The sequence below is a fragment of the Fenollaria massiliensis genome (assembly GCF_023347705.1).
GTDB lineage: Bacteria > Bacillota > Clostridia > Tissierellales > Peptoniphilaceae > Fenollaria > Fenollaria massiliensis.
Genome location: NZ_CP096649.1, coordinates 125,337 through 148,465, shown reverse-complemented (window position 1 = coordinate 148,465; position 23,129 = coordinate 125,337). Strand labels below are relative to the sequence as shown.

Annotated in this window: 20 protein-coding genes and 1 pseudogene; 4 read left to right on the top strand and 17 right to left on the bottom strand. The window is 33.9% G+C overall.

The window, feature by feature from the left end:
- Window positions 1-106: 106 nt before the first annotated feature.
- A pseudogene (locus M1R53_RS00630) lies at window positions 107-625 on the top strand (IS30 family transposase); the annotation flags it as partial.
- Window positions 626-839: 214 nt separating this feature from the next.
- Here M1R53_RS00630 and M1R53_RS00625 read toward each other — a convergent pair.
- The 7 genes from M1R53_RS00625 to kdpF all read right to left on the bottom strand — a co-directional run bounded on the left by M1R53_RS00625 (window position 840) and on the right by kdpF (window position 8,443).
- Window positions 840-2,765: an ATP-binding protein gene (locus M1R53_RS00625; RefSeq protein ID WP_249242709.1), complete on the bottom strand. Its 1,926-nt coding sequence runs from the start codon at window positions 2,763-2,765 to the stop codon at window positions 840-842.
- Window positions 2,752-3,486, bottom strand: coding sequence for a response regulator transcription factor (locus tag M1R53_RS00620; protein ID WP_249242708.1), 735 nt, complete (start codon window positions 3,484-3,486; stop codon window positions 2,752-2,754). The genes M1R53_RS00625 and M1R53_RS00620 overlap by 14 nt, the downstream gene beginning before the upstream one ends.
- Window positions 3,487-3,571: 85 nt before the next feature.
- Window positions 3,572-4,177, bottom strand: a complete 606-nt coding sequence (kdpC, locus tag M1R53_RS00615; RefSeq protein WP_249242707.1) for a potassium-transporting ATPase subunit KdpC — start codon at window positions 4,175-4,177, stop codon at window positions 3,572-3,574.
- A gap of 18 nt (window positions 4,178-4,195) precedes the next feature.
- On the bottom strand, window positions 4,196-6,250 hold the full coding sequence (kdpB, locus tag M1R53_RS00610) for a potassium-transporting ATPase subunit KdpB (protein ID WP_249242706.1): 2,055 nt from the start codon (window positions 6,248-6,250) through the stop codon (window positions 4,196-4,198).
- Between the two features lie 8 nt (window positions 6,251-6,258).
- Window positions 6,259-8,001: a potassium-transporting ATPase subunit KdpA gene (locus tag M1R53_RS00605; RefSeq protein WP_249242705.1), complete on the bottom strand. Its 1,743-nt coding sequence runs from the start codon at window positions 7,999-8,001 to the stop codon at window positions 6,259-6,261.
- A gap of 25 nt (window positions 8,002-8,026) precedes the next feature.
- Window positions 8,027-8,332, bottom strand: coding sequence for a hypothetical protein (locus M1R53_RS00600; RefSeq protein WP_249242704.1), 306 nt, complete (start codon window positions 8,330-8,332; stop codon window positions 8,027-8,029).
- Between the two features lie 33 nt (window positions 8,333-8,365).
- The gene (gene kdpF, locus M1R53_RS07610) at window positions 8,366-8,443 is read right to left on the bottom strand and encodes a K(+)-transporting ATPase subunit F (protein ID WP_099321785.1); all 78 of its coding nucleotides are present in this window, start codon (window positions 8,441-8,443) and stop codon (window positions 8,366-8,368) included.
- A gap of 290 nt (window positions 8,444-8,733) precedes the next feature.
- Between kdpF and M1R53_RS00595 the strand changes: the two genes are divergently transcribed.
- From M1R53_RS00595 to M1R53_RS00585, 3 genes are all read left to right on the top strand, one after another.
- Window positions 8,734-10,635 carry a sensor histidine kinase gene (locus M1R53_RS00595; protein ID WP_249242703.1) on the top strand — a complete coding sequence of 634 codons (1,902 nt, stop codon included), beginning with the start codon at window positions 8,734-8,736 and terminating at the stop codon, window positions 10,633-10,635.
- 204 nt (window positions 10,636-10,839) lie between these two features.
- Window positions 10,840-11,184, top strand: coding sequence for a hypothetical protein (locus M1R53_RS00590; RefSeq protein ID WP_249242702.1), 345 nt, complete (start codon window positions 10,840-10,842; stop codon window positions 11,182-11,184).
- A 202-nt stretch (window positions 11,185-11,386) separates the two neighbouring features.
- Entirely contained in the window at window positions 11,387-11,989 is a 603-nt protein-coding gene (locus M1R53_RS00585; RefSeq protein WP_106018269.1) for a PH domain-containing protein, read from the top strand.
- Window positions 11,990-12,277: 288 nt separating this feature from the next.
- Here M1R53_RS00585 and M1R53_RS00580 read toward each other — a convergent pair whose 3' ends face one another.
- The 10 genes from M1R53_RS00580 to M1R53_RS00535 form a co-directional block, all read right to left on the bottom strand.
- Window positions 12,278-12,652 (bottom strand): type II toxin-antitoxin system HicB family antitoxin, encoded by a 375-nt coding sequence (locus M1R53_RS00580; RefSeq protein WP_249242701.1) that lies wholly within the window; start codon window positions 12,650-12,652, stop codon window positions 12,278-12,280.
- Between the two features lie 9 nt (window positions 12,653-12,661).
- The gene (locus tag M1R53_RS00575; RefSeq protein WP_249242700.1) at window positions 12,662-12,838 is read right to left on the bottom strand and encodes a type II toxin-antitoxin system HicA family toxin; all 177 of its coding nucleotides are present in this window, start codon (window positions 12,836-12,838) and stop codon (window positions 12,662-12,664) included.
- 275 nt (window positions 12,839-13,113) lie between these two features.
- The gene (locus tag M1R53_RS00570; protein ID WP_249242699.1) at window positions 13,114-14,508 is read right to left on the bottom strand and encodes an SH3 domain-containing protein; all 1,395 of its coding nucleotides are present in this window, start codon (window positions 14,506-14,508) and stop codon (window positions 13,114-13,116) included.
- Window positions 14,498-15,463 carry a hypothetical protein gene (locus tag M1R53_RS00565; protein WP_249242698.1) on the bottom strand — a complete coding sequence of 322 codons (966 nt, stop codon included), beginning with the start codon at window positions 15,461-15,463 and terminating at the stop codon, window positions 14,498-14,500. Before M1R53_RS00565 ends, M1R53_RS00570 begins: the two co-directional genes overlap by 11 nt.
- 479 nt (window positions 15,464-15,942) lie before the next feature.
- A complete protein-coding gene (locus tag M1R53_RS00560; protein ID WP_249242697.1) occupies window positions 15,943-17,712 on the bottom strand; it encodes an ABC transporter ATP-binding protein in 1,770 nt (589 codons plus the stop codon).
- Entirely contained in the window at window positions 17,713-19,488 is a 1,776-nt protein-coding gene (locus M1R53_RS00555) for an ABC transporter ATP-binding protein (protein WP_249242696.1), read from the bottom strand. It abuts the gene before it with no gap.
- Between the two features lie 566 nt (window positions 19,489-20,054).
- A complete protein-coding gene (locus M1R53_RS00550; RefSeq protein WP_249242695.1) occupies window positions 20,055-20,729 on the bottom strand; it encodes an ABC transporter ATP-binding protein in 675 nt (224 codons plus the stop codon).
- A complete protein-coding gene (locus tag M1R53_RS00545) occupies window positions 20,707-21,462 on the bottom strand; it encodes an ATP-binding cassette domain-containing protein (RefSeq protein ID WP_249242694.1) in 756 nt (251 codons plus the stop codon). Before M1R53_RS00545 ends, M1R53_RS00550 begins: the two co-directional genes overlap by 23 nt.
- Window positions 21,459-22,226 (bottom strand): ABC transporter permease, encoded by a 768-nt coding sequence (locus M1R53_RS00540; RefSeq protein WP_019214195.1) that lies wholly within the window; start codon window positions 22,224-22,226, stop codon window positions 21,459-21,461. The genes M1R53_RS00545 and M1R53_RS00540 overlap by 4 nt, the downstream gene beginning before the upstream one ends.
- Window positions 22,226-23,110 carry an ABC transporter permease gene (locus M1R53_RS00535; RefSeq protein ID WP_249242693.1) on the bottom strand — a complete coding sequence of 295 codons (885 nt, stop codon included), beginning with the start codon at window positions 23,108-23,110 and terminating at the stop codon, window positions 22,226-22,228. Before M1R53_RS00535 ends, M1R53_RS00540 begins: the two co-directional genes overlap by 1 nt.
- Window positions 23,111-23,129: the final 19 nt, after the last annotated feature.

Sequence of the window (23,129 nt, the reverse complement as noted above, 5' to 3'; positions counted from 1 at the left end):
TTCAATATAGTATTATAATTATTGAAATAACCTTTCAAGATAATAATAGCACAATTTTTGGTTAGCGTCAACTAACTTTTTTAAGTATTTTAATTTTCTACACAAAAGGCCTAAGGAAGTGTATAAACAAAATGCATTCGGACATTGGGAGGCAGATACAGTTGTTTCAGGTAAAATAAACAACTATACTTTAAAAAGCAAATATTGTTTTGTTTCTCTTGCAGAGAGAAAGACAAGACTATATCTAGTTAAATTAATTCCAGATCGAAAAGAAGAAACCGTTACTAATGCTATCATAGAATTATTAAAAGACTTGCCAGAAGGAGCTGTAAAAACAATAACTTGTGATCGAGGAAAAGAATTTGCTGGATGGAAAAGAATTGAAGAAGAATTAAATACTAAAATGTACTTTGTAGATCCGTATTGTGCTTGGCAGAAAGGAACAAATGAAAATTCTAACGGTTTATTAAGAGAGTTTTATCCTAAACATATGGATTTATCTAAGACAAACGAAAGAGAAGTTCAAAATGTTCTTAAACTTCTCAATAACAGACCAAGAAAATGCATTAACTATAAAACACCTCAAGAGTTATTTGATGAGTATTTATGTGAATGTTGCACTTGATTTGACAAATTATCTCACTAAAAAATCGTGCTGACAGAAGTTTCATCTACTTCTACCAACACGATTTATTATAGAACCTTTTTATCAGGATTAAGGTTGATACACAAATTTGTTTACAGACCCGGGTCACCTTATTTAATTTGGTAGCTCTTTTTAATTGTATCATATTATAATTCTTTTATATTTGTACAAAGTATAAAACATAGTTTATCGTTTATTGGCTAGCTTTCAAAACCATAGTAAATACAGATCCACTTGGTATATTATCCGTTACACTTATTTCGCCACCATGGGCCTTAACTATAATCCTACAAAGATATAAGCCTAGACCTATACTCCTCTTGCTATCGATGATTTTGTTATTAGCCGAATAGAATTTTTGGAATATTTTTTTCTTATCGGTATCCTCAATTCCTTTTCCATTATCTGCCACTTGGATTATGACTTTGTTTGCATCTTGGTAGGCTCTTATATTGATACTTGACCCTTCAAAAGTATATTTTATAGCATTATCTACAAGGTTTATGATGACTTGTATTATTAACCTCACATCCATATCAGCCATTAGGTAGTCATCATCTATATCAACAGTTATATTGTGATTTTTTTTATCTCTGCTTACATGCTTTAGGGCTTCTTCTATGACTTCTTCAACCATTTGTGGCTCTATTTTTAGTTTGCTTTTACCTTCTTCAACTCTAGTTACTGAAAGTAAATTTTCTATAAGATTCAGTAGCCACCGTGAATCATCATAAATATCTCTATATAGCCCTAATTTCATTGTTTCTGTTAAGTTTTCCGAATTATTAAGTAGTATATCAGAATTTCCATAAATAGTTGTTAGGGGCGTTCTTAAGTCATGGGAGATTGATCTTAAAAGATTTGTTTTCAATTGTTCATCTTTTATTCTCAAATTAGCTTCGTTTTTATCTTTTAAAATTTTTTCTTTCTCTAAAGCCAAAGACATATCTCCAAGGATTGCTAGTAAAATTTTATTTTCTACGGAATCTAGCCTATCTTTACCCAAATGTATACCTATAACCCCATACACACTTGTATTAAATCTGATTGCATAATATAAGTACTTGGCATCTGGCAAATATTCTGTGCCAGCACCTGCACTTTTGTTTTTGGCAAATACCCACTTTACTATTTCTAATTCTTTGAGAAATTCTTTATCAGCATCCCTAAAATCATCCTTGAAAATTAGTGGATCCTGAATTTTCCCATCTACTATATCGTAATAAACTATATTTCTATTTAGTAGGTTTGATAATTGATTACAGCCTGTTTCTATGATTTCGTGTTTGGATATTTTAGTCTGTAAAAGTTGATTTGTTTCTAACAAAAGCTTTGTTATATATGTCATATTTGATGAGTTCTTTGCATTTTTTCTTATCTTGCTTGCTAGCTTACTTGTCAAAAATGATACTATTAATAAGACTAAAAAAGTAATAATATATTCAGGATTAGATACTGATAAACTTAAAGTTGGCTTAGTAAAACAATAATTAAAGGCTAATACGCATATTACAGATGAAATAAAACTCACTAATTCATCATAAGTTACAAGGGCAATAAAAAATACACCTAGTATATAGATCATTATTATATTTGCATCACTATAGCCAAAATCATAAAATATATAACCTATTAGAGTGCTGATTGCTAGTATTATAAAAGCAATTAACAAATCTTTTGATATATTTTTGTTTTCTTTAAATCCATAAGTTTTGACCTTATCATTTATTGGAACAGCGTAAATATCTATTCTGTCAGATTTTTTTACCACTTGATCATATATGCTGGTATTTAAAGATAATAGCTTAAAATCATTTCGGTTTTTTCCTATTACAATTTTTTTTACTTTATATAGTTTTGCAAAGTTTACTATTTGGCTTGCTATATCGTCATCATATATAATCTCAACCATGGCCCCCATGTTTTCCGCTAGACTTAAATTGTCTTGTAGGTAGTCATTGTCCTTTTTTTCCTGAAACTTATCTCTATCAGATACATATAGAGCAATTAGTTTAGCTTTTTCATTTTGAGCTATTTCATTGGCTTCTTTTATTACCTGACTATTAGATTGGGATTCAGATATACATACTAATATCAAATCTCTATCAATTAAATCCATTTATTTCATCTTCCCCCAATTTATTGATTCTAATCATCTTGTAGCCAACTCCAACATGAGTTTGGATATACTTATCGTCAGTTAATTTTTCTATCTTTTTTCTAAGAGAGGTCATATACACTCTCAAAGAAGAGAGATCAGATGCTAGGTAATTGACCCAAATGTTTTTTAGGATGTATTGATGTGTGAGAACCTTGCCAACATTTTCTGCTAATAAACATAATAAACTATATTCTATTGGCATTAAATGTATTTCTTCACCTTTAATAAATACGCTTCTCGAAGGATAATCTATTCTTATATCTCCATTTTCAAATGAAATTTTGTCTTCAACACTATTATTTTCAGCATAGTTTATTCTTCTTAAGGTTGACCTAACTCTTGCAAGAAGTTCATCAACATTAAATGGCTTGGTCAAAAAATCATCTGCCCCTGCGTCCAAGGCTTCTATTTTATCTTCATCATTGGTCCTAGCGCTAATTACTATAATTGGAGTAGTCGAAAAATCTCTGAATTTTTTTATTATTTCTATTCCATCAATGTCAGGCAATCCCAAGTCAATAAAAACTATGTCATATTTATTTGAAGTCATTAGCTGTAGAGCATTTTTACCATCAATCGCTAGGTCATATTCATAATCATTTATCTGCAATGTTGTTGATATCAAGTTTCTCACAGCTCTGTCATCTTCTACAATTAATATTTTTATATTTTCATTCATATATACTTACCTTCTTTATAGCAAAATATTGGTCAAATCATCCTAGGCCTCAAGTTATGATTACCTGAGGCCTTATATTACAATATTATTTTTTCATTTCACTTACTAAGTCTATGTTTAGTTTCAATACATTTACAGTTTGTTCGCCAAAGATTCCCAAAGCTTTTTCACTAGTATTTTGTTTTATCAGTTGTTCTAAGTTTTCTTTAGAGAGATTTGTATTTTTTGCTACTCTATCAACTTGTAATTGAGCTGCTTTGACAGAAATGTGTGGATCGAGACCTGAGCCTGATTGGCTTATGATGTCTTCAGGGATATCTTCTTTTGATACCGTAGGATTTTCTTTAATAAACTTATCTATATCTTCGTTAATTCTTTTCTTTAGGTTAGGGTTACTTACTGCTAAGTTTTTACTACCAGAAGCTAATCCATCATACTTGTCTCCATCTTCATAGACATTGTAGTTAACAGCTGATGGTCTCGAATGAAATAATTTTGGATCAGTAAAATCTTGACCTATTAATTCTGAGCCAACTACTTCATCTCCCATCTTTATTAAACTTCCATTAGCTTGTTTTGGAAAGATAATTTGTGCAAGTACCGTCATTAAAAGTGGATATATAATACCACAGACGATAAATGCAAATATTGTAACAAAAAAAACTTGTTTATATTTTTTAATATTTCTCATTATAACTCCTTAAACTCCTTAAATTCCTAACATTCCAAGTAAAGGAAAAACTAATATATCTATTAGTTTTATACCAATAAAAGGACAAATCACTCCACCAAGTCCATAAATCAACATATTCTTTCCTAACATTTTTGAAGCTGACATCGGTTCATATTTAACACCCTTCATTGCCAAAGGAATTAGACAAGGAATAATAATTGCATTAAATATTAGTGCTGAAATAATAGCACTTGATGGACTATTCAATCCCATAATGTTCAATACTTTCATTTGAGGTATAGCAAGAGTAAATATAGCTGGTATTATAGCAAAATATTTAGCAATATCATTGGCAATAGAAAATGTTGTCAAAGAACCTCTTGTTATAAGTAGCTGTTTACCAATCTCTATAACTTCCAATATTTTGGTTGGATCTGAATCCAAATCAACCATGTTTGCTGCTTCTTTTGCTGAACTTGTACCAGAATTCATTGCAATACCAACATCAGCTTGAGCTAGGGCTGGAGCGTCGTTGGTTCCATCTCCTGTCATGGCTACAATTTTACCTAGGGCTTGTTCTTTCTTTATGGCTTCTATCTTATCCTCAGGTTTACATTCTGCTATATAGCCGTCAATACCAGCTTCTGCTGCAATTGTAGCTGCAGTAAGAGGGTTATCTCCAGTACACATTATAGTTTTGATTCCTATTTTTCTAAGTCTTTCAAATCTTTGTCTTAGTCCTGGTTTTACGGTGTCTTTTAAATAGATTATTCCATAGATTACATTGTCTACACAAACTACTAGTGGTGTTCCTCCTAGTTTAGATATACCTTCTACTTTTGCTTGCAAATCACCTGGTACACTCCCACCTTTTTCTGTGACAAATTTTATGATGGATTCTCCAGATCCCTTGCGTATCATGACACCATTTTTTAAATCAATACCACTCATCTTGCTTGAAGCAGTAAATTCTACAAAAGACGCATCTTCGTAATCTGCTGGATTAACTTTAGAACCCAATTTTTTTGCAAGTTCGACTGTAGATTTACCTTCAGGGGTGTCATCTTTTAGTGATGATATCATGGAATATTCTATTAAATCTGATTTGTCGATTCCATCGACATTTATAAAATCACTAGCTAACCTATTTCCAAAGGTTATTGTTCCTGTTTTGTCTAGAATCATTGTATCAACATCACCACAAGCTTCTACAGCCTTGCCTGACATTGCTATGACATTGAATCTAGTAACCCTATCCATACCAGCTATACCGATTGCGCTAAGTAATGCACCAATTGTAGTAGGGATTAGGCAAACCATTAAAGCTATCAATGTAGAAACTGAAATTTTTACATTAGAATAGTTAGCTATTGGATATAGTGTTATGATAACTATCAAAAATATAATAGTTAAGGAAACCAACAAGGTATTTAGAGCAATCTCATTTGGTGTTTTTTGTCTAGAGGCTCCTTCTACAAGAGATATCATCTTATCCAAAAATGATTCACCAGGATCTGAGCTTATACGAACTTTAATCCAGTCTGATACAACAAGTGTACCTCCCGTCACTGAAGAAAAATCTCCTCCACTTTCTTTAGTTACTGGTGCGGATTCACCAGTGATTGCAGATTCATCAATACTTGCTATACCTTCAATTATTTCACCGTCATTAGGGATTATTTCGCCTACTTTTACTAAAACTACGTCTCCTTTTTTTAGGTCATTACTAGAGATTTCAATTTCTTTTCCATCATCTAAAATTTTTCTAGCCTTAGTATCCTTTTTTGTTTTTTTCAATGTCTCTGCTTGTGCCTTTCCCCTACCTTCAGCTACGGATTCGGCGAAATTTGCAAATAGTAAAGTTATAAACAAAATAATGGAAACAAGCATATTATATTTACTTGCATTGTCGCTTCCATCATATATCAAATTTGGGAAAAAAGCAAGTAATAGACAAATTATAAATCCAATTTCTACTACAAACATTACAGGGTTTTTTATCATATACTTAGGATTTAATTTTAAGAATGCCCCTTTAATAGAAGTCTTCATTATATCTTTACTTACAAATTTTGTTTTCTTATTAACCATATTTCCTCCTATAGTACCAACCATTCTGCTATTGGCCCTAAAGCTAGTACTGGCAAAAATGTTAGTGCTGCAAATATATAAACAATTATTACTAAAATAATTGAAAAAGTTAAGTTATTAGTTTTTAATGTTCCAGCAGTTTCATTGATATCTATTTTTTTAGAAAGATTTCCTGCTATTGCTAGCTGGATAATAATAGCTAAATATCTTCCAAAAAACATTACTAATCCACAAGTTATATTCCAAAAGATTGTATTGTCAACCAAACCTTCAAAACCAGAGCCATTATTCGCTGCTGATGAAGAATATTCGTATAGTATTTGACTTAGTCCGTGGAATCCTGGATTAGTAATACCCTCAAGTCCAGGATTTATACTAACTGCTAGTGCAGAAAAACCTAGAATCAAAAGTGGGTGAATGATAATTGATAAAGCTGCAAGTTTCATCTCATTACCTTCAATTTTTTTACCTAGATATTCCGGTGTCTTACCAATCATAAGACCGCATATAAATACTGCTAAGATAGCATAGATTAACATATTCATAAGTCCTACACCTGCTCCACCAAATACAACATTTAACATCATGTGAAGCAAAGGAACTAGGCCACCCAAAGGTGTAAGTGTATCATGCATATTGTTAACAGTACCAGTAGTAAATGACGTTGTAACTGTTGTAAATAATGAAGATTGGGCAATGCCAAAACGCATCTCTTTTCCTTCCATATTTCCCATATTGTGAGATATTCCAGAAAGACTTGCCCCATTTACACCATTAAGCTCATTATGATAGCAAACACCTAAGCCTATTACAAATAATATGGACATGGCAATAAATATTGATTGGCCTTCTTTGCCCAGCCAAACTTTCTTAGCCATAGCTTTATCTGTATGCTCTGATATTTGTTCATTTCCACTTGCTGATTTTTTAATAAACTTATCATGTGCCATCTTTCCAAAAATGAAAATACATGATCCTGGCAATAACATCATAGTAATTAATTCTATAATATTTGAAATAATATTAGGGTTTTCAAAAGGAGTTGATGAATTGGCTCCGAAAAATCCTCCGCCATTAGTACCCAAATGTTTAATTGCTTCCAAAGCAGCTACAGGACCAGCACCAAGTTCTTGGTTTTTGCCCTCAATAGTTTTAATTAAAATATTAGAATTAAAGTTTTGGATAACTCCTTGAGACACCAATAATAATCCAACAATAATAGATGCTGGTAATAAAAATCTTGTTATGATTTTTATAAAATCTACAAAGAAGTTTCCCATCTTCTCTCCAAGTATTCCTCTTATCATTGCTACGCAAGCTGCATATCCACTAGCTGCTGAAGTGAACATCATCATAATAATCACAAACATTTGAGAAAAATATGACAAGCCTGATTCACCAGCATAGTGTTGCAAGTTAGTATTAGTCATAAAAGAAATAATTGTATTAAAAGTTAAAGTTTCCTCCATAGGGCCTATTTTATTTGGATTAAATATCCCTATAGATTGAATTCTAAGAACTAGATATGAAAGTAGAACCAAACACGCATTTAAAAGAATCAATGACAATGCATATTCTTTCCAGTCCATATCACTTTTTTCAATCTTTAAAATTTTAAAAATTCCTGAATCCACTTTATCAAATAAAGGATCAGCGAATGTTTTTTTATTGTTAGTCATTTTATATAAGTAATTTCCACATGGAAATATAATGACTAAGAATATTAGTAATGTTAATAATATTTGTAACATAATCTCTCCTACTTACACAATTTTCTTACGAAAATATATATTTTTTATTTGTGCCATATATTGCTAAATTTTCCAAATTTTTACTAGCAGGTTCATAGCAAGGGTCTAATGCCCAAGCAGCCCTGAAGTGGTTCATAGCCAATTCATGGTCTCCTCTTATTTCCATCAAAATACCTAACAAATTGTGAGGAACTGGACTATGTGGATATTCTTTCATTTTATCTTTTACCAATTCTAAACATTCGTCAAGGTTTCCCAAATCAATTTCTAATTTTATTAAGGAACAAAAATCATTCAAACAATTATTAAAATCACATTTAGTTAAATTCATAATTTCCTCCATACTTATCTCCCAAAACTATATTTAAAATTTCTCAGGGTTAATCAGTGCATAAAACAAATAGCATAAAACCCCCAAAATAACAATTAATAATAGTAACATATAAACCTCCACAATAATTAATTACTTGTAATTTTTTTATCTATCCAATGGACAAATAATTTTAATATTAAAAATGAAATGATAATTATAGCTATCATAATAAGGTCTAACATTAATCACTCCTCCTATTCTCTAACTATATGTATAATATACCAGCTTTTACCTTAAAATGGTTTTAAAATATACACCATAGATATTAAAATTGTATTAAAATTCACTAATTTTGACTTTTTTTTAAATATATATAGTAAAATAAAATCAGAAATAAATAAATAAAGAAGGATAATTTTATGGAAAAAAAAGGTGAATTGACAATCTTCTTCGGATACTGTGCAGGTGTCGGCAAGACATACAATATGCTAGAAGTTGCCCACGAAAAGTACCTAGAAGGCATAGATGTGGTTGTTGGTTATGTAGAACTTCATGATAGAAAAGATACTCTAGCATTAATGAATGGTCTAGATATAATAGACTATAAAAAAATAAACTATAAAGATCATATTTTTAATGAACTGGATATAGATAAGGCCCTAGATAGAAAACCTGACATCATATTAGTAGATGAGCTTGCCCATACAAATGCACCAGGAAGCAGACACAAAAAAAGATACCAAGATGTAGAAGAATTGCTAAGAGCCGGAATAGATGTATATACAACTTTGAACGTTCAGCATCTAGAAAGTCTTCATGATATAGTTGAGTCAATTTCAAGAATAAAAGTAAATGAACGTGTACCTGATTATGTATTTGATAATGCTGATCATATAAAAATAATTGATATCGAAGTAGAACAGCTTATCGAAAGATTGAAAGAAGGAAAAATATATAAGAATGCGCAGTCAAAAAAAGCTTTGGAAAATTTTTTTACAATTGATAACCTGGTATCACTTAGGGAGATAGCCTTAAGAAGATGTGCTGACAAAATAAATTTGTATTCTGACGATAAAAATAAACCATTTTTAAAAGAACATATACTAGTGTGTCTTAGCCCATCACCTACTAACCAAAAAGCAATCAGAACTGCTTATAGGATGGCTAACTCTTTCCATGCAGAGTTTAGTGCCCTATATGTAGAAACATCTGAAAGCAAAAATTTTTCTAATACAGAAAAAAATAACTTACAAAAAAATATAGACTTGGCTAAACATCTAAAAGCTAATATCGTTTCTTCTTATGGTGATGATATATCATTTCAAATTAGCCAATATGCAAAACTTAGTGGAGTATCAAAGCTTGTCTTGGGAAGATCCTCACAGAAAATATCATTTTTGAATAAAACAACTATAATTGATGAGATTACTAAGTATGCTCCAAATCTTGATATATTCATAATTCCTGATGCTAACAGTGAGTATAAGAAAAAAAATATAAGGCTAGATGAATTTGTGCATTTTGATAGAGAAGATCTGATAGTAACTTTGCTCATACTGTTAGCTACAACTATACTATCTTATGCCTTATTTATTTTCGATTTTAATACAACTAACATAGTTTTGCTTTATACATTATCATCCTGCATAGTTGGATACACAACAAAACACCCTATATACAATATGCTTGCTCTCTTGCTAAATATATTTATTATAGATTTTATATTTATACCACCATATTATTCTTTGAGGATTTACTCAAAAGAATATCTAATGATATTTATAATAATGAGCATAGTTTCTTTTTTCATAAGTCTAATGCAAAATAGACTAAAAAAAGAAAATATACTAACAACTCAGCAGTCACACAGCTTAGAAGTTCTGCTTAAAACAAGCCAGAGATTACAGCTAAGCAAAAACTATGATGAAGTAATGTATGAAACCTGCTATCAACTATATAAGCTCCTAAACAAGGTAATAATATTTTATCCTGTTTTCAAAAGCTCGCTTTTGTCGCCAATAATTTATAACCCAAAAAACGTCGCAAATATGAAAGAAATATATTTGCAAGACTCCGAGAAAACTGTAGCAAAATGGGTATTTTTAAATAATGATAGTGCTGGTGCAGGCACAAATACTCTAACTAATGCTAATGGCTTATATTTTGCCATTAGAAAAAATAGTGCAGTCTATGGCGTTGTCGGCATAGATATGTCAGATAAAAGTATCGGTAGTCAATTGTCAGTAAATGATAAATCTCTGCTTATAGCCATGCTAAACGAGATCGCTCTGGCAATTGATTCATTGGAAAATAAGTCTTGATATATAAACCTTAATAAAATTTAATATTATAACTTCATAATCTTTCTATTGAATACTTTGCTATATTATGGGGGTATTTTTATGTCCGAACTAATGAACAAATAATAAAGTATTAAGATCATTTCATAATCAATATATAAATGGGCAAATCAAAACTACCAGCTCAGCTGGTAATTTTGATTATAATATAAATAGAGGTATACAATGGTTATTTTAAAGAAGATTTCATTTTCAAATGAGGAAGTTGTTTATGAGTATTACCCGGAAGGGAAAACTGAATTTCTGGGTGTAATCGTCGCAGATTTAAAAGAAAGAAAAGTTTTCCTTAAAGAAAGCTCGGAAAATGATTTCTATAGAGAAATAATTGGATCAGAACTTAATGGTACGAGGTATAGTATTAATAAGATGCGAGTTGAAAATGGCGAAGAGCCGTATACTGAAGAATTGTACATTTGTAATCCTGATAAAGATTATGGTGGTTATGTATATGCAGAAAAAGCTCTATCTAAACTTGAAGAATTTCTTGAAACTAATAATTACAAAGATTAACGTGTAGTTGCTTGGTATTAGCAAAAATTATGTTACTAAATTTTTATAGATTTTTAAAATTTTAATTCAAATAAATGTAAAGAAAAATTTACAGATATGAGTGGAGATTCAGCCATTCAAATATTTTTTCACAGGTATATTTGTGATAAAATATTAGACAAGAATGCTTTATCTTTATAAATAGAAAGCAATGGAGGAAATTATGATTGAAAAAATTATTGACGACAATGAAAATATATTGTGGCGAGGAAAACCCAATGCCTTTCTTTATATTGTAGGCAACCCAAGCATTTATTTAATTGCATTAATCTGGGGGATCTTTGACTTCTTTTTTATTTCTACTTTTCTAAGAGAATTTAATTTTATACAAGGATTTTTTATAATTTTCTTTATAATTCATCTTTTTCCTGTCTGGTTTGCGATTTTAATGCCGATTTACAGGGTTTTAAATTATGGGACTATAGAATATGCAATTACAGATAAGAGAGTTTACATCAGTCAGGGCATTTTTGGAAGAGATGTAAATAATTATGAGCACAGAGAGCTTACAAACTTAAAAGTAGATGTAAACTTTATGGAAAACATCAAGGGACTTGGCACAATTATCTTAGTTTATAATGGCGAAGGGGGAAATTCATCTTACAGCTTTAAGGCTGACGCAAATAAATTTATTTCCATTGAAGATCCCTACGATGTCTACAAACTTCTTAAAAAAGTATCTCTCGATGTTGCAACAGATCAAGCCTATCCTAACGCCTATAGGCCAAAAGAGAATGAAGGCTACAACACAAAATATAAAAGATAACTTAAAAGACAACAAAAAGGTCACTGAGAAAATTTTCATTTCAGAATTTTTTCAGTGACTTTTGATTAATGAGGGAAATTTCTGTAATATTATATTTTAATAGAGCCTTCTTTGTGTTATTTTATTAATAAATAAGAATAAATAATAGGTTATAAGAAAGAGTTGACAGGTGATGCGTATCCTATGTTACCTTCTAAATATTCTTTTACTATTTTTAGTTTGATTTCTAAATTGTATTTTGACAAATTATCACACAAAAAAGAGACCAATTAAGGTCTCTTTAATAAATTAAATGATTTTTCTTGTTAGTGCTTCCTGTAATGTCTTCGAAAAATTAATATTCATCTCAACAGCTCTATCATTTAACCAAGATGGTATGGTTAGTGTTTTTCTAACAGATTTATTGTCTTTATTAAGATTAACATCCGCTCTAATTAAACTTAAAAAAGTATTTTTATCAGTCTTGATAGATTTAATATCGCTTGGCGAATTAAGTTTTTCGCCATCTTTAAGCATCTCAGACAAATGCAGTTCTAAAGCTAAAGTTGCATCTTCAATAATTTCATCTATAGTATCTCCTTGCGCATGACAGCCCTCTACGTCTGGAAACTCTCCCCAATAACCATCATCGTCGTGTATAAGCAATGGATAATAAAAAATCATATTTACCTCCTATTTTAAATCATACATATCAATAATCTTCTTGGCTAGCTTTGGGTTGATCTCTCTGTTATGAACAGACAGTGTTTCTCTCTTGCCATCTTTAAATAAATGGTGGTAACTTCCAGTTATTCGTCTAAGTTCCCAGCCATTCTTTAAAAATTTGTTTAAAAGCTCTCTATCTTTCATGTAATCCTCCCTTACTTATATTGTGTACGTGTATGCGCATACTTGTCAATAGTTTTCACAAAAAAAGAGACCAATTAAGGTCTCTTCAATAAATTGTTTATTGTATTTTAATCGATTCGATTTACTCACAAAATTTGTTTATTCACAGATTTTGCTGGAAAAGTCGATGGATAAGGCGATGTGGAGCTCTGAGGCAAGCGGAGTGTACGTACAAGTACTCGAGCATTGCAGAAGAGCGAACGAGCCTTAGGCGCGACTTTAACGCAAAATTAAAATTACTTTAGAACACGGCTACTAATCCATCCCGAGTAAGAAGCTCCATCCACGTCAACCGCATCAACTAAATACCAAGTTCTTCCGTCATCAGTATGCTTTTCATCTTTGACAGTTACTTCTGCTCCGTCTGAAAGCTTAACTATAACATCTGCATCTAGCGAATAATCTTCTCTTAGATTGCCTTCGTTTTTAACGTGAAATGTTTTTCCGATATCGCTTGTTTCTTCCTCGTCTTTTTCGTCGTCTTTTTCATCATCTTTATCTTTATCTTCGTCAGCATCTTCATCTTTATCATCACTCTTTTTTGGCTCAGCATTTGCTTGTTTTTCGTCTAAAAGCGCATAGCCTTTAAAGCCAAGATTGTTAACTAGTTCATCGTAATTGTCATAGTAACCATCGAAATAGAATTCTGATATAACTTTTCCGTTAGCTTTTTCAAAATCGTAGCTATCCATGATGTAGTAACGAGTCTTTCTTGTCTTAGTGCCACTCCACCAGTCGCTTTCATTGAAACTTGCTTGATAAATTCCTAGTAATCTGTATTTTGATTTGGCATCGTAAGAATTACTTACTTCATAAATTTCAGCCTCGTCCATAGCTTTTTCCATTAGAGCAAGTCTTTCTATCTTAAGTCCATCTGGCTTATATAGTGAATCGTAGATGCTCTTATTAGCTCTCTTGTCAAGTCTATCAAGAAAATCGCTTGGAAGCTCGCCAAAACTATTAACAAGTTCAGCAAGTCCTTCAACAGTCATTTCTTTTTCTATAGTGTCATTATCAAATTTAATTTTGAATTTATCAGAAGCAAGTTTAACTTTGGCAATGATTTTATCGCCATTCTTAAGATTTTCACTCTTATCAAATGTAATTTCGCCATAGCTGATGCTATCTAAAATTTCATAATCCTTGTCTTTTAGCTTAGACTCAGTAATTTCAGGCATGCCGTTAAGTGAGCCAGTCGCTACAGCGTGGCCGTCAAAGCCTTTAACTTCAATACTTATGTCCATGTTTTTGCTTGAGACAAGAGCATCTGGTTTTAGTGCATAAATTATCTTTGGAACTACAAATATCGCGATAAGAACAAGTACTAGTGCTGCTACGCCTAGGATTATAGGCTTTTTATTGACAGGTTTTGCTCTGTATGCTGGTCCATAGTCATCGTAATCATCGTAGCCATCGTCATAGCCGTCGTCGTAGTTGTCGTCATAATTGTCATCATAATCATAATTATCATCATATCCATCATCATAATTATCATTATAATTGTTATCGTTATACTCGTTGTTGTCGTTATACTCGTTATAATCGTTATACTCGTCGTAATTATCTTTTTTATTTATTTTTCTAGGGCCTCTATTTTCCCTGTACTCTCTATTATTATCTTTATTCGTCATAGCCGTTACCTTCATCAAGATTTTCGTTTTGTGGTCTTGGTCTTCTTGGTGCATCTGGTCTTTGTGGTCTTTGAGGCGCATCTGGTCTAGCTGGTCTTTGTGGTCTTTGAGGTGCATCTGGTCTTTGTTGTCTTACAGGTCTTTGCGGTCTAGCTGGTCTTTCATCGTAGTAATCATCATACTCAGCATCACGTTGTGGTCTAGGTCTTCTTGGTGCTCTTGGCGCTTCATCGTATACACCGTAGTCGTCGTCAATGTATTCCTTTGGAGCTGGTCTTCTTGTATTATAATCTTCAACATTGTCAGGATTTCTTAAGTCTTCTGCTGCGTTTTGAGCTGTTTCTTTTACAGCGTTGGCAGCGTTTGAAACACCTCTACCAACTGCATTGATTTGTCTTGATACATCTTTTGGTCTAACTCTTAAGAATATCTTTCTATAAAGAAGTATACATCCTATGCAAAGTGTAATTAAGGCTAAAATGCCGATGATAACTCCAAATATAGGCTTGTAGTTTTCAATATCAGTATCGCCTAGACCCATTCTAGCGATATCGCTCCATGATTTCAATGGATCTGCAAATACTTTTAAAATCTTTCTCATTTTGCTCATTGCGAAGAAGTCTATGAATGTGAATAATAGTCCAAAACCTATCATAACGTTGTCAAGTGTCTTGGCATTTCTTCTCATACCTCTTCTTAAAAGCATAGTGTAAATGAATGCAAGTGTAGTTGTTACAAATGTTATAACGATAAATATAAAGTATATACCTGTTCTTTTTCCAAAGCCGGCTACCTTATCTAAAACGTCAAAACCATCTGCATTGTTCATAGCTGCTCCACTAATAATCCAATCAAGTGCAAAAATTAAAGTGAAGGCGAATAATAAAAGTGCGCTGAAAAATAGCACTTTGTCGTACATTAATAATGACTTTCTAGGTCTTCTTCTTCCTTCCATAATAAGTCCTCCTTAAAATATTTTTCTACATCTTAATTATACAATATTTAGATAAATATTGCAATTGTATTTGAATTTTTGATTATGGTATGATAATTATAAAAAATGCAGCTACTATTTAAGTAGCTGCATTAAATTTGCATTAAATCAAGCCCTTTTGCTAGTTTCGAATTATTTTGTCGCTGCGGAGTGCGATTGCACACCTCACTCCAAAAAATTCTGTACAACGCAAAATCATCTTGATTTCTCTGCAAATTACGAAATTAATTCAGTTTATTCCGAGGACTGCGCTCGTGAAAATCACTTTTCTCACTATTGTCATAGAATATTTATCCTCGTCAATGTATCTGCACAAACAAATTTTTTGGAGCAAATGTGATGATTGGGCGAAGTGGACTGACGAAGCAAGCGCAGCGTACTAATGGTACGTGAGCATTGCTGAGGAAAGAACGAGCCCAAGGGCACATTTGAACAAAAAATTATATATTTTCCAATTGAGATTCGATGTATTGATTCCTATACAACTGATAATACATACCTTTTTTTGCGATTAGCTCTTTATGCGTACCCATCTCAGCTATACGTCCTTGATGTATATATAAAATTCTATCGCTAGTAACTATGGTCGATAATCTATGAGCAACGGTGATTGAGGTTCTTCCCTCAAGAAGTTTTTCGATTGCGTCTTGTATTCTTTTTTCTTGATAAGTATCGACTGATGATGTCGCCTCATCTAGTATGAGTATTGCTGGGTCCTTGATCAAGGCTCTTGCAAAGCTCACTAATTGCTTTTCGCCTTGTGATAATTTTCCTCCGCCTTCACCGACGTCTGTATCGTAGCCGTCTTTGAATGACTTTACAATCTCATCTAGCCCAACAACTTCAGCTGCCCTTAGCATCTCCTCTTCTGTCGCATCATCTCTGCCATATAAAATATTATCGCGTATACTTCCTCTAAAAAGGTACGGCGTTTGCAAAACATAGCCCAAATTCATTTGCACCCACTTAAGCGGCATCTCTTTATAATTAATGCCATCGATAAAAACCTCGCCCTTTGTTGGTTCGTAAAATCTTGATGCTATGTTAATGATGGTCGACTTACCTCCTCCAGTTTCTCCAACTAGAGCAAGTCTTTCGCCATCTTTTATTTTTAGAGAAAAATCCTTTAATATATAGTCATCATCTTTATATGCAAAATACACATCTTTAAACTCAATCTCGCCCTTCATCGCAGGAAGCGACTTTTTAGGCGCATCAAGCGCATCGCCATAGATGGCCTCTATCTCTTTCGTGTCGTAGACATCGACATCTGCTTCTAAAATGCTGTTGACCCTGTCCATTGACGCTTGCATCGATATAAGCTCTTTCAAAACCGAGGCAACTTGCCTAATGGGCTCGTAAATCTCAGTTGAGTACTGAACCATAGCAAAGAGCGTACCCACTGTCAAAGTGCCTGCTATGGCTGCTACCCCACCATCTTTAAGAATAAAAGCTGTGGCGATTGAGCCTAAGAATGTTAAGGACGGAATATATAGACTTTGAAGCGTAACTGAGTGTTTGCTGCGTCTTTCGTATCTTTTTGATATTTCTTTGAACTCTTCAAGATTTTCCTTTTCTCTAAGAAGGGTCTTGATAGTTTTTTGTCCTTGTATGTCTTCATTTAGCTTGCTTGTAAGGTCTGACGATGCTGCCTTTATCTCCTTTTGTGCCTTCATCATCTTATCTTGGAAAATGTAGGTAAATATGGCTATGAATGGCATACTTGCTAGAACATAAAGACTTAGCCTTGCATTAAGTAAGTACATAGTTATAAATATGATGACTAGCCTCGATAAACCATCTGCCATATCGAAGAGGTTCCACGCAACCGATTCCTTGATTGACATCGTGTCATGAACAAGTCTTGAGACCATCCAACCAACTTGGTGCGTATCCATGTACTTGGCTGATAGTTTTTGCGTCTTCAAAAATGTCTCACTTCTTAAGTAAAGTATAATCTTTTTTTCAAATTTTCCTGCCATAAAGCAATATGATAGCTCGGTTAATGATATCATCACAACAAAAAGCAGCATGATGACGATAAATTTCGGAAAGCTTTCCATATCACTTTTGTAGATGTAGTTATCGATGATAAACTTTGTTAAAAGTGGCCAAAACGCAAGAAGCACTGCATAAATTAAGTTAAGCACCGAAACTATGGCAGCTTCAATCTTAAATTTTTTCACTAAATTAAATAAACTTATCTTCATCTAGTCCACCTCGATGTTTTGTATCTCATAGATAGTTTTGTAAAGGCCATCCTCACGTATAAGTTCATCATGAGTGCCCTCTTGGACCTTCTCGCCCCTCTTCATAACGATGATCTTGTCAGCGTTCATAAGAGTTGAGATTCTGTGCGAGATGATGATCTTCGTTTGAGTCTCTTCGCTTTGACTAAGTGCAGTCCTTATGTTGATGTCTGTTTGCGTGTCAACTGCAGAAAGCGCGTCATCAAAGATGATTATAGGCGTGTGAACAAGTATGGTTCTTGCTATGGCAAGCCTTTGCTTTTGTCCGCCCGATAGGCTCACGCCCCTCTCTCCGACAATTGTGTCGTAGCCATCAGGAAAATTCATGATGTCATCGTGAATATCAGCAATTTTAGCCGCTTTGATGATTTCTTCGTCGCTCGCATCTGGCCATCTATATGCAATATTTTCTTTTATGGTCTTGTTAAATAGATATGGTTCTTGAAGAATTATAGAAATATTCTCTCTTATCTTGCGCTTAGATATAGTATTTAGCTCTATTCCATCCACCTTAATGGATCCATCGTATTCCATAAGCCTTGGTATAAGCGAAACTAGAGTAGACTTGCCAGAACCAGTAAGCCCAAGCACTCCAAGTGTCTTGCCAGCACCTATGCTAAAGGATAGGTCCTTAACTGCATCATGTACCCCATCATAAGTGAAAGACACCTTGTCAAAGTCTATAGCTCCCTTGATGTTCATGTCTTTGATGCCCTTGTCAAGGTCTTCAGAGTCCATCTGTAAAACTTCGTCGAAACGTCTGATGGCAACAGTTACTCTTGTAAATCTTGAAAGCATTCTGCCTGTTCCTAAGACAACCCAAACCATATTCAAGGCAACAGCAAAGACTGCTGTAAACTCACCAACGGAAACAGCTCCATTTTTGTGCATAAGAACCCCAAATATCGCAATCAAAGCTATTTGCAAGAAGCAAAGAAATTCAGCTACTGACCAAAAGTATGCGAAATACTTCATGATCTTGTAGTCCTTGTTCGCAAGATCCATGCTGGCATCTTCAAATTTCTCAATCTCGTGCTTTTGCTTGAAAAATGCTCTAACAACTTTGTATGAGGATAAATTTTCTTGCACAGTCGAAGTTAGTCTCGCCTCCGACTGCTCGAACTCGTCGAAGACCTTGACCACGCTTCTATCAAAAAGATATGTTCCTATGAGAAGGAAGGGCATCAAGGATATGGATGCAAGTGCAAGCTTCGCATTAATTGTAAATAGCGTGATTAAAGAGATGACGATGTAGGAGATATTTCCTAGTAGTGCCATCATGGTAGTTGAGATAATTATTTCGAATTGAGTGATGTCGCTCGACGCCCTTTGAAGCATGTCACCAGTTGTGATCGATGCCATGTCCTTAATGCTTAGTGACGAAATCTTCTTGAAGATATTGTCACGAATGCCTTTACTGATAGTGTAAGTCGCCTTGCCACTAATGTATGGCCTTAAGAAATTTAGTAGAGCAATTAAAAAACTAACTGCAATGAAGGCCGCGGCAATGAGTCCAAGACGCTCCCTCACTAAGTCTCTGCCGCCTAAAAGTTTTATAAAGCCCATCATGATTTTATTAGTCGGCTCTTCACTGCCTATGATGCTGTCAATAGTTGTACCTAAGATTATAGGTATAAGCATTTGCAGTGCGCTCGATAGAATTTCAAATAAAAATGCTAAAAAATAAATAAATATGTATGGCTGTATGTATTTTTTAACTAGAGAATATTTTTTCATTGTATCACCTCATTTTGCCACAATAATATTTATTATACTACTTATTATCACACTTGTCAAAATGATTCGCATTCGAACGGCGCAATAAAAAAATGGATACACATCAAACGATATATATCCACTAAAATATTTATAAAATTAAATTTTTACCACGTGTCAACTAAGACTTAAGCTTAAAATTTCAATTTTAAGTTTAAGTCATTCTTCAAGCAGAAGAAGAACCTCGTCCATACGGACGAGAACCTTTGCGCTATGATGGATAAGGCGAAGCGGTTTTTGTAAGATTACACAAAATCGCTCAAACTAAATTTCGCAGATAAAATGCGATGATTGGACTAATAAAGTGTTTTTTCTCTTCTCATCTACAGAATTTATAATTTAAAAGAACTTTTTTACTCCGTGTCAATTAAGACTTAAGCTTAAAACATAAGTTTTAAGCTTAAGTCATTCTTCAAGCAAAATCGATGAATGAGGCGAAGTGGAGTTTTTTGACAAGCGGAGTGTATATGTAATACTCGAGCATTGTCAACAAAACGAACGAGCCTCAGTCGCGATTTTGATAAGAATTAATTAGCTCTAACCATTATATTGTTGATATCCACAATTCGGTCGCAGACATGTTCCAATAGCTCCACATCATGACTCACAAGTATAATGCTCATCCCATGTGTTTTTCTATACGCATCAAGTAGCTCTGTGATCTTGAGCTTCAGATTAACATCAAGTGGCGATGTAATCTCGTCTGCTAGTAAAACCTTTGGCTGTGTTAGTAGTGCCCTAATTATTTGAGCACGGCTAATCATGCCGCCTGATAATTCATTTGGAAGCTTTTGTAAAGAGCTTCTATCAAGTTCGAAGTCATCCATGAGTTTTTCAAGCTCTTCTTCGTTAAAATCTTTTTTAGAAAAGTGAAGCGCCTCTTTAAAGCTAGCTAGTATAGTTTTTTTCGCATCGAAGGATGAGACGGCGTTTTGAAATATTAGCTGTACTGGAAAATCATCGAGGTTCCTTCTTTTATCGCCAACTATGGGCAAATCGCGTCCCTTGTAGAGAATTTCACCTTTGTCAAGAACTATGAGACCAGCTATGAGCCTAAGAAGGGTTGTCTTGCCGCTACCTGATGGGCCGATGATGCCTAAAAATTCATTCTCATATAAATCTAAATTTAAATCGGAAATGGTCGGTGCGTCTGACATTTTAAATGTCTTTTTTAAATTTTTAATCTCTAAAATTTTTTCCATATATTTTCCCTGCCGCATCTAAAAGTAATTTCGTATTCTCTTCTTCGCTTTCAAAAATCTCGTCTGACGCTCTATTCTCAATGATTCTACCATCTTTAAAAACACAGATCCTATCTGTTAGCGCTATGCCGTCAAAAGGGTTATGTGTGATATAGATAAGGCTCATCTTGTTTTTGTCCATGTGATTTTTAATCATATTTATGGCCATATCGGTCGATTCTCTGTCAAGCGCGCTCGAAATTTCGTCCGCAATCAAAAGCTCTGGCCCTCTGTTTAATATCATGGCGATGACAACTCTTTGCTGCATGCCGCCTGAAAACTCATCTGGGTACTTCTTTGCCTTGTCTTTACTGATTCCAATCGCTTCCAAGGACTCAAGTGCCTTCTCTTTTGCCTCTGCTTTTGAAATTCCTTTCGCAAAAACTAAATCGCTCGTCATCTGATCAATGACTTTGATGTATGGATTTAGCGAGTTTTGTACGTCTTGCGTGATATAACCGATTTCATTTTTGAGTTTATCTTTTAAAGTTTTTACTCTTTCACCTTTGTAATATATCTCGCCATCTATTTGCGCATTATAAATCAAGCCAAGTGCTGACCTGAAGGTCACGCTCTTACCTGCTCCTGAAACACCAATCACGCTCATGGACTTGCCATCTTCAATTAAAAGGTTTATATCTTTGATTATGGATTTGCCAGCTATGCTCACTGAATAATTTCTTAGCTCAATCATACGTTCACCTCATCAAATGTGTAGTGAAAAATTAAGCTTAGGAAAAATATGCCAAGTGCTGGCCACAAAACTATAAGCGGTTTGTCAATGATGTAGCCTCTGTACTGATATAGCATGGTTCCAAAATCCGGCGCTGTGATATCTGCGCCTAAACCGATAAATGTTAGTGAAGCGTAAGCTAGTATATGATTTGAGGCTTTGTTGCCCATAAGATTTAAGCTTGGCGCTAGAAGCTCTGGCAGCAAAAACTTTCTCATGATGTATGAGTTTGGTGCTTGCAGCATTCTAAGCGTATCAACATAAGGGTCTCTAAGAATAATTTCGCTAAGTTTATAGCTTTGGTTTGCGAAGAAACCTATATTTGAAAAGCCTAGTGCAAGACCAACGGCTAGAACCGTGTCCGAGAAGATGATTGACGCGATCAAAGCAACTATAAAGGTTGGTATGATTAAGGTTAAGTCCGTTAAAAAACGTATGACGCTTAAAGCAGCTCCGCCATAAAAGCCAGCTACTATGCCAAGTGCAAGTCCAGCTGCGTATGAGACGGCGCTCGCTATCAAAACAACGCATAAGGTTCTTAAAAAGCCTTGTGCCATAAGCGAGAATATATCTCTACCCAAGTGGTCTGTGCCCATGAAGTGTTCAGCCGATGGCGGCAAGAATTTATTTTTGATGTCAACGAATTTTGGGTTTTGTGTCGGGATTATTGTGAGGACTATCGCTACCAAAAGTATTATGACTACTGATATTATCATCTTTTTCATTATGCGCTTCCCCTCTTTATCACAAATTTCGAAAATACACTAAAAATTAAGTGTACAAAGAACATCCATATAATTATCATCATGATATATGTTTGTATGATTAGATAATCTCTGTGGGCGATGGACTCGATCAAGAATGTCGATAGTCCTTGTATTGATAAAGCAAACTCTACAACTGAGCTGGCGCCTATCACGTAAGCACTTTGACTGATAAGTAAACCGGAAAGGCCTTGTAAGGGCTCGTGGTAGCAGTACTTTAAAAGAGCCTTTTCTCTTTTGTAGCCTCTTTCAATATAAAAACGGAAGAATGGTTTTTTCATCACTTCTAAAAAATATATCCTAACCGTTCTGGACATAGGTCCAATAAGTGGAAGACCTACAAAAAACGTTCCAACTGCTAGGCTTGCGATTGAGCCAGTTTTGAAGAACCTGATGAATCTGTATTTCACGCCAAAGAAGTACACAAAGAGAATAATAAGTATAAAAACTGGAACGGTTTGAGTGAAAAGAGCAAGTGCCCTTGTGAATTTATCAAAAAAGCCATCTTTAAGGCTCGACAAATAGCCTAGCCAAAAGGCTAATATACTCGCATATATTAGCCCTAATAAGCCAAGCATAAGTGAAACAGGAGCTCTCCTTAATATTTCAGGCTTCAAATCGACGTCTGTCATGTAGCTCTTGCCCCAATCGCCTTTGATAAAATCACTTATCCACTCAAAATACTGCATGCTAAGTGATTTATCAAGGCCAAATTCTTTTTTCAAATAGCTAATATTTTCTTCAGTCGCAGGGAGGTTTCTCTCGCTAAGCGCCATCATAACTGGATCGCCGCTCATAAGCCTAACGATGCCAAAGGCGATCAGTGAACCTACTATGAATATCAAAAGCCATTTGCAAAAAAAG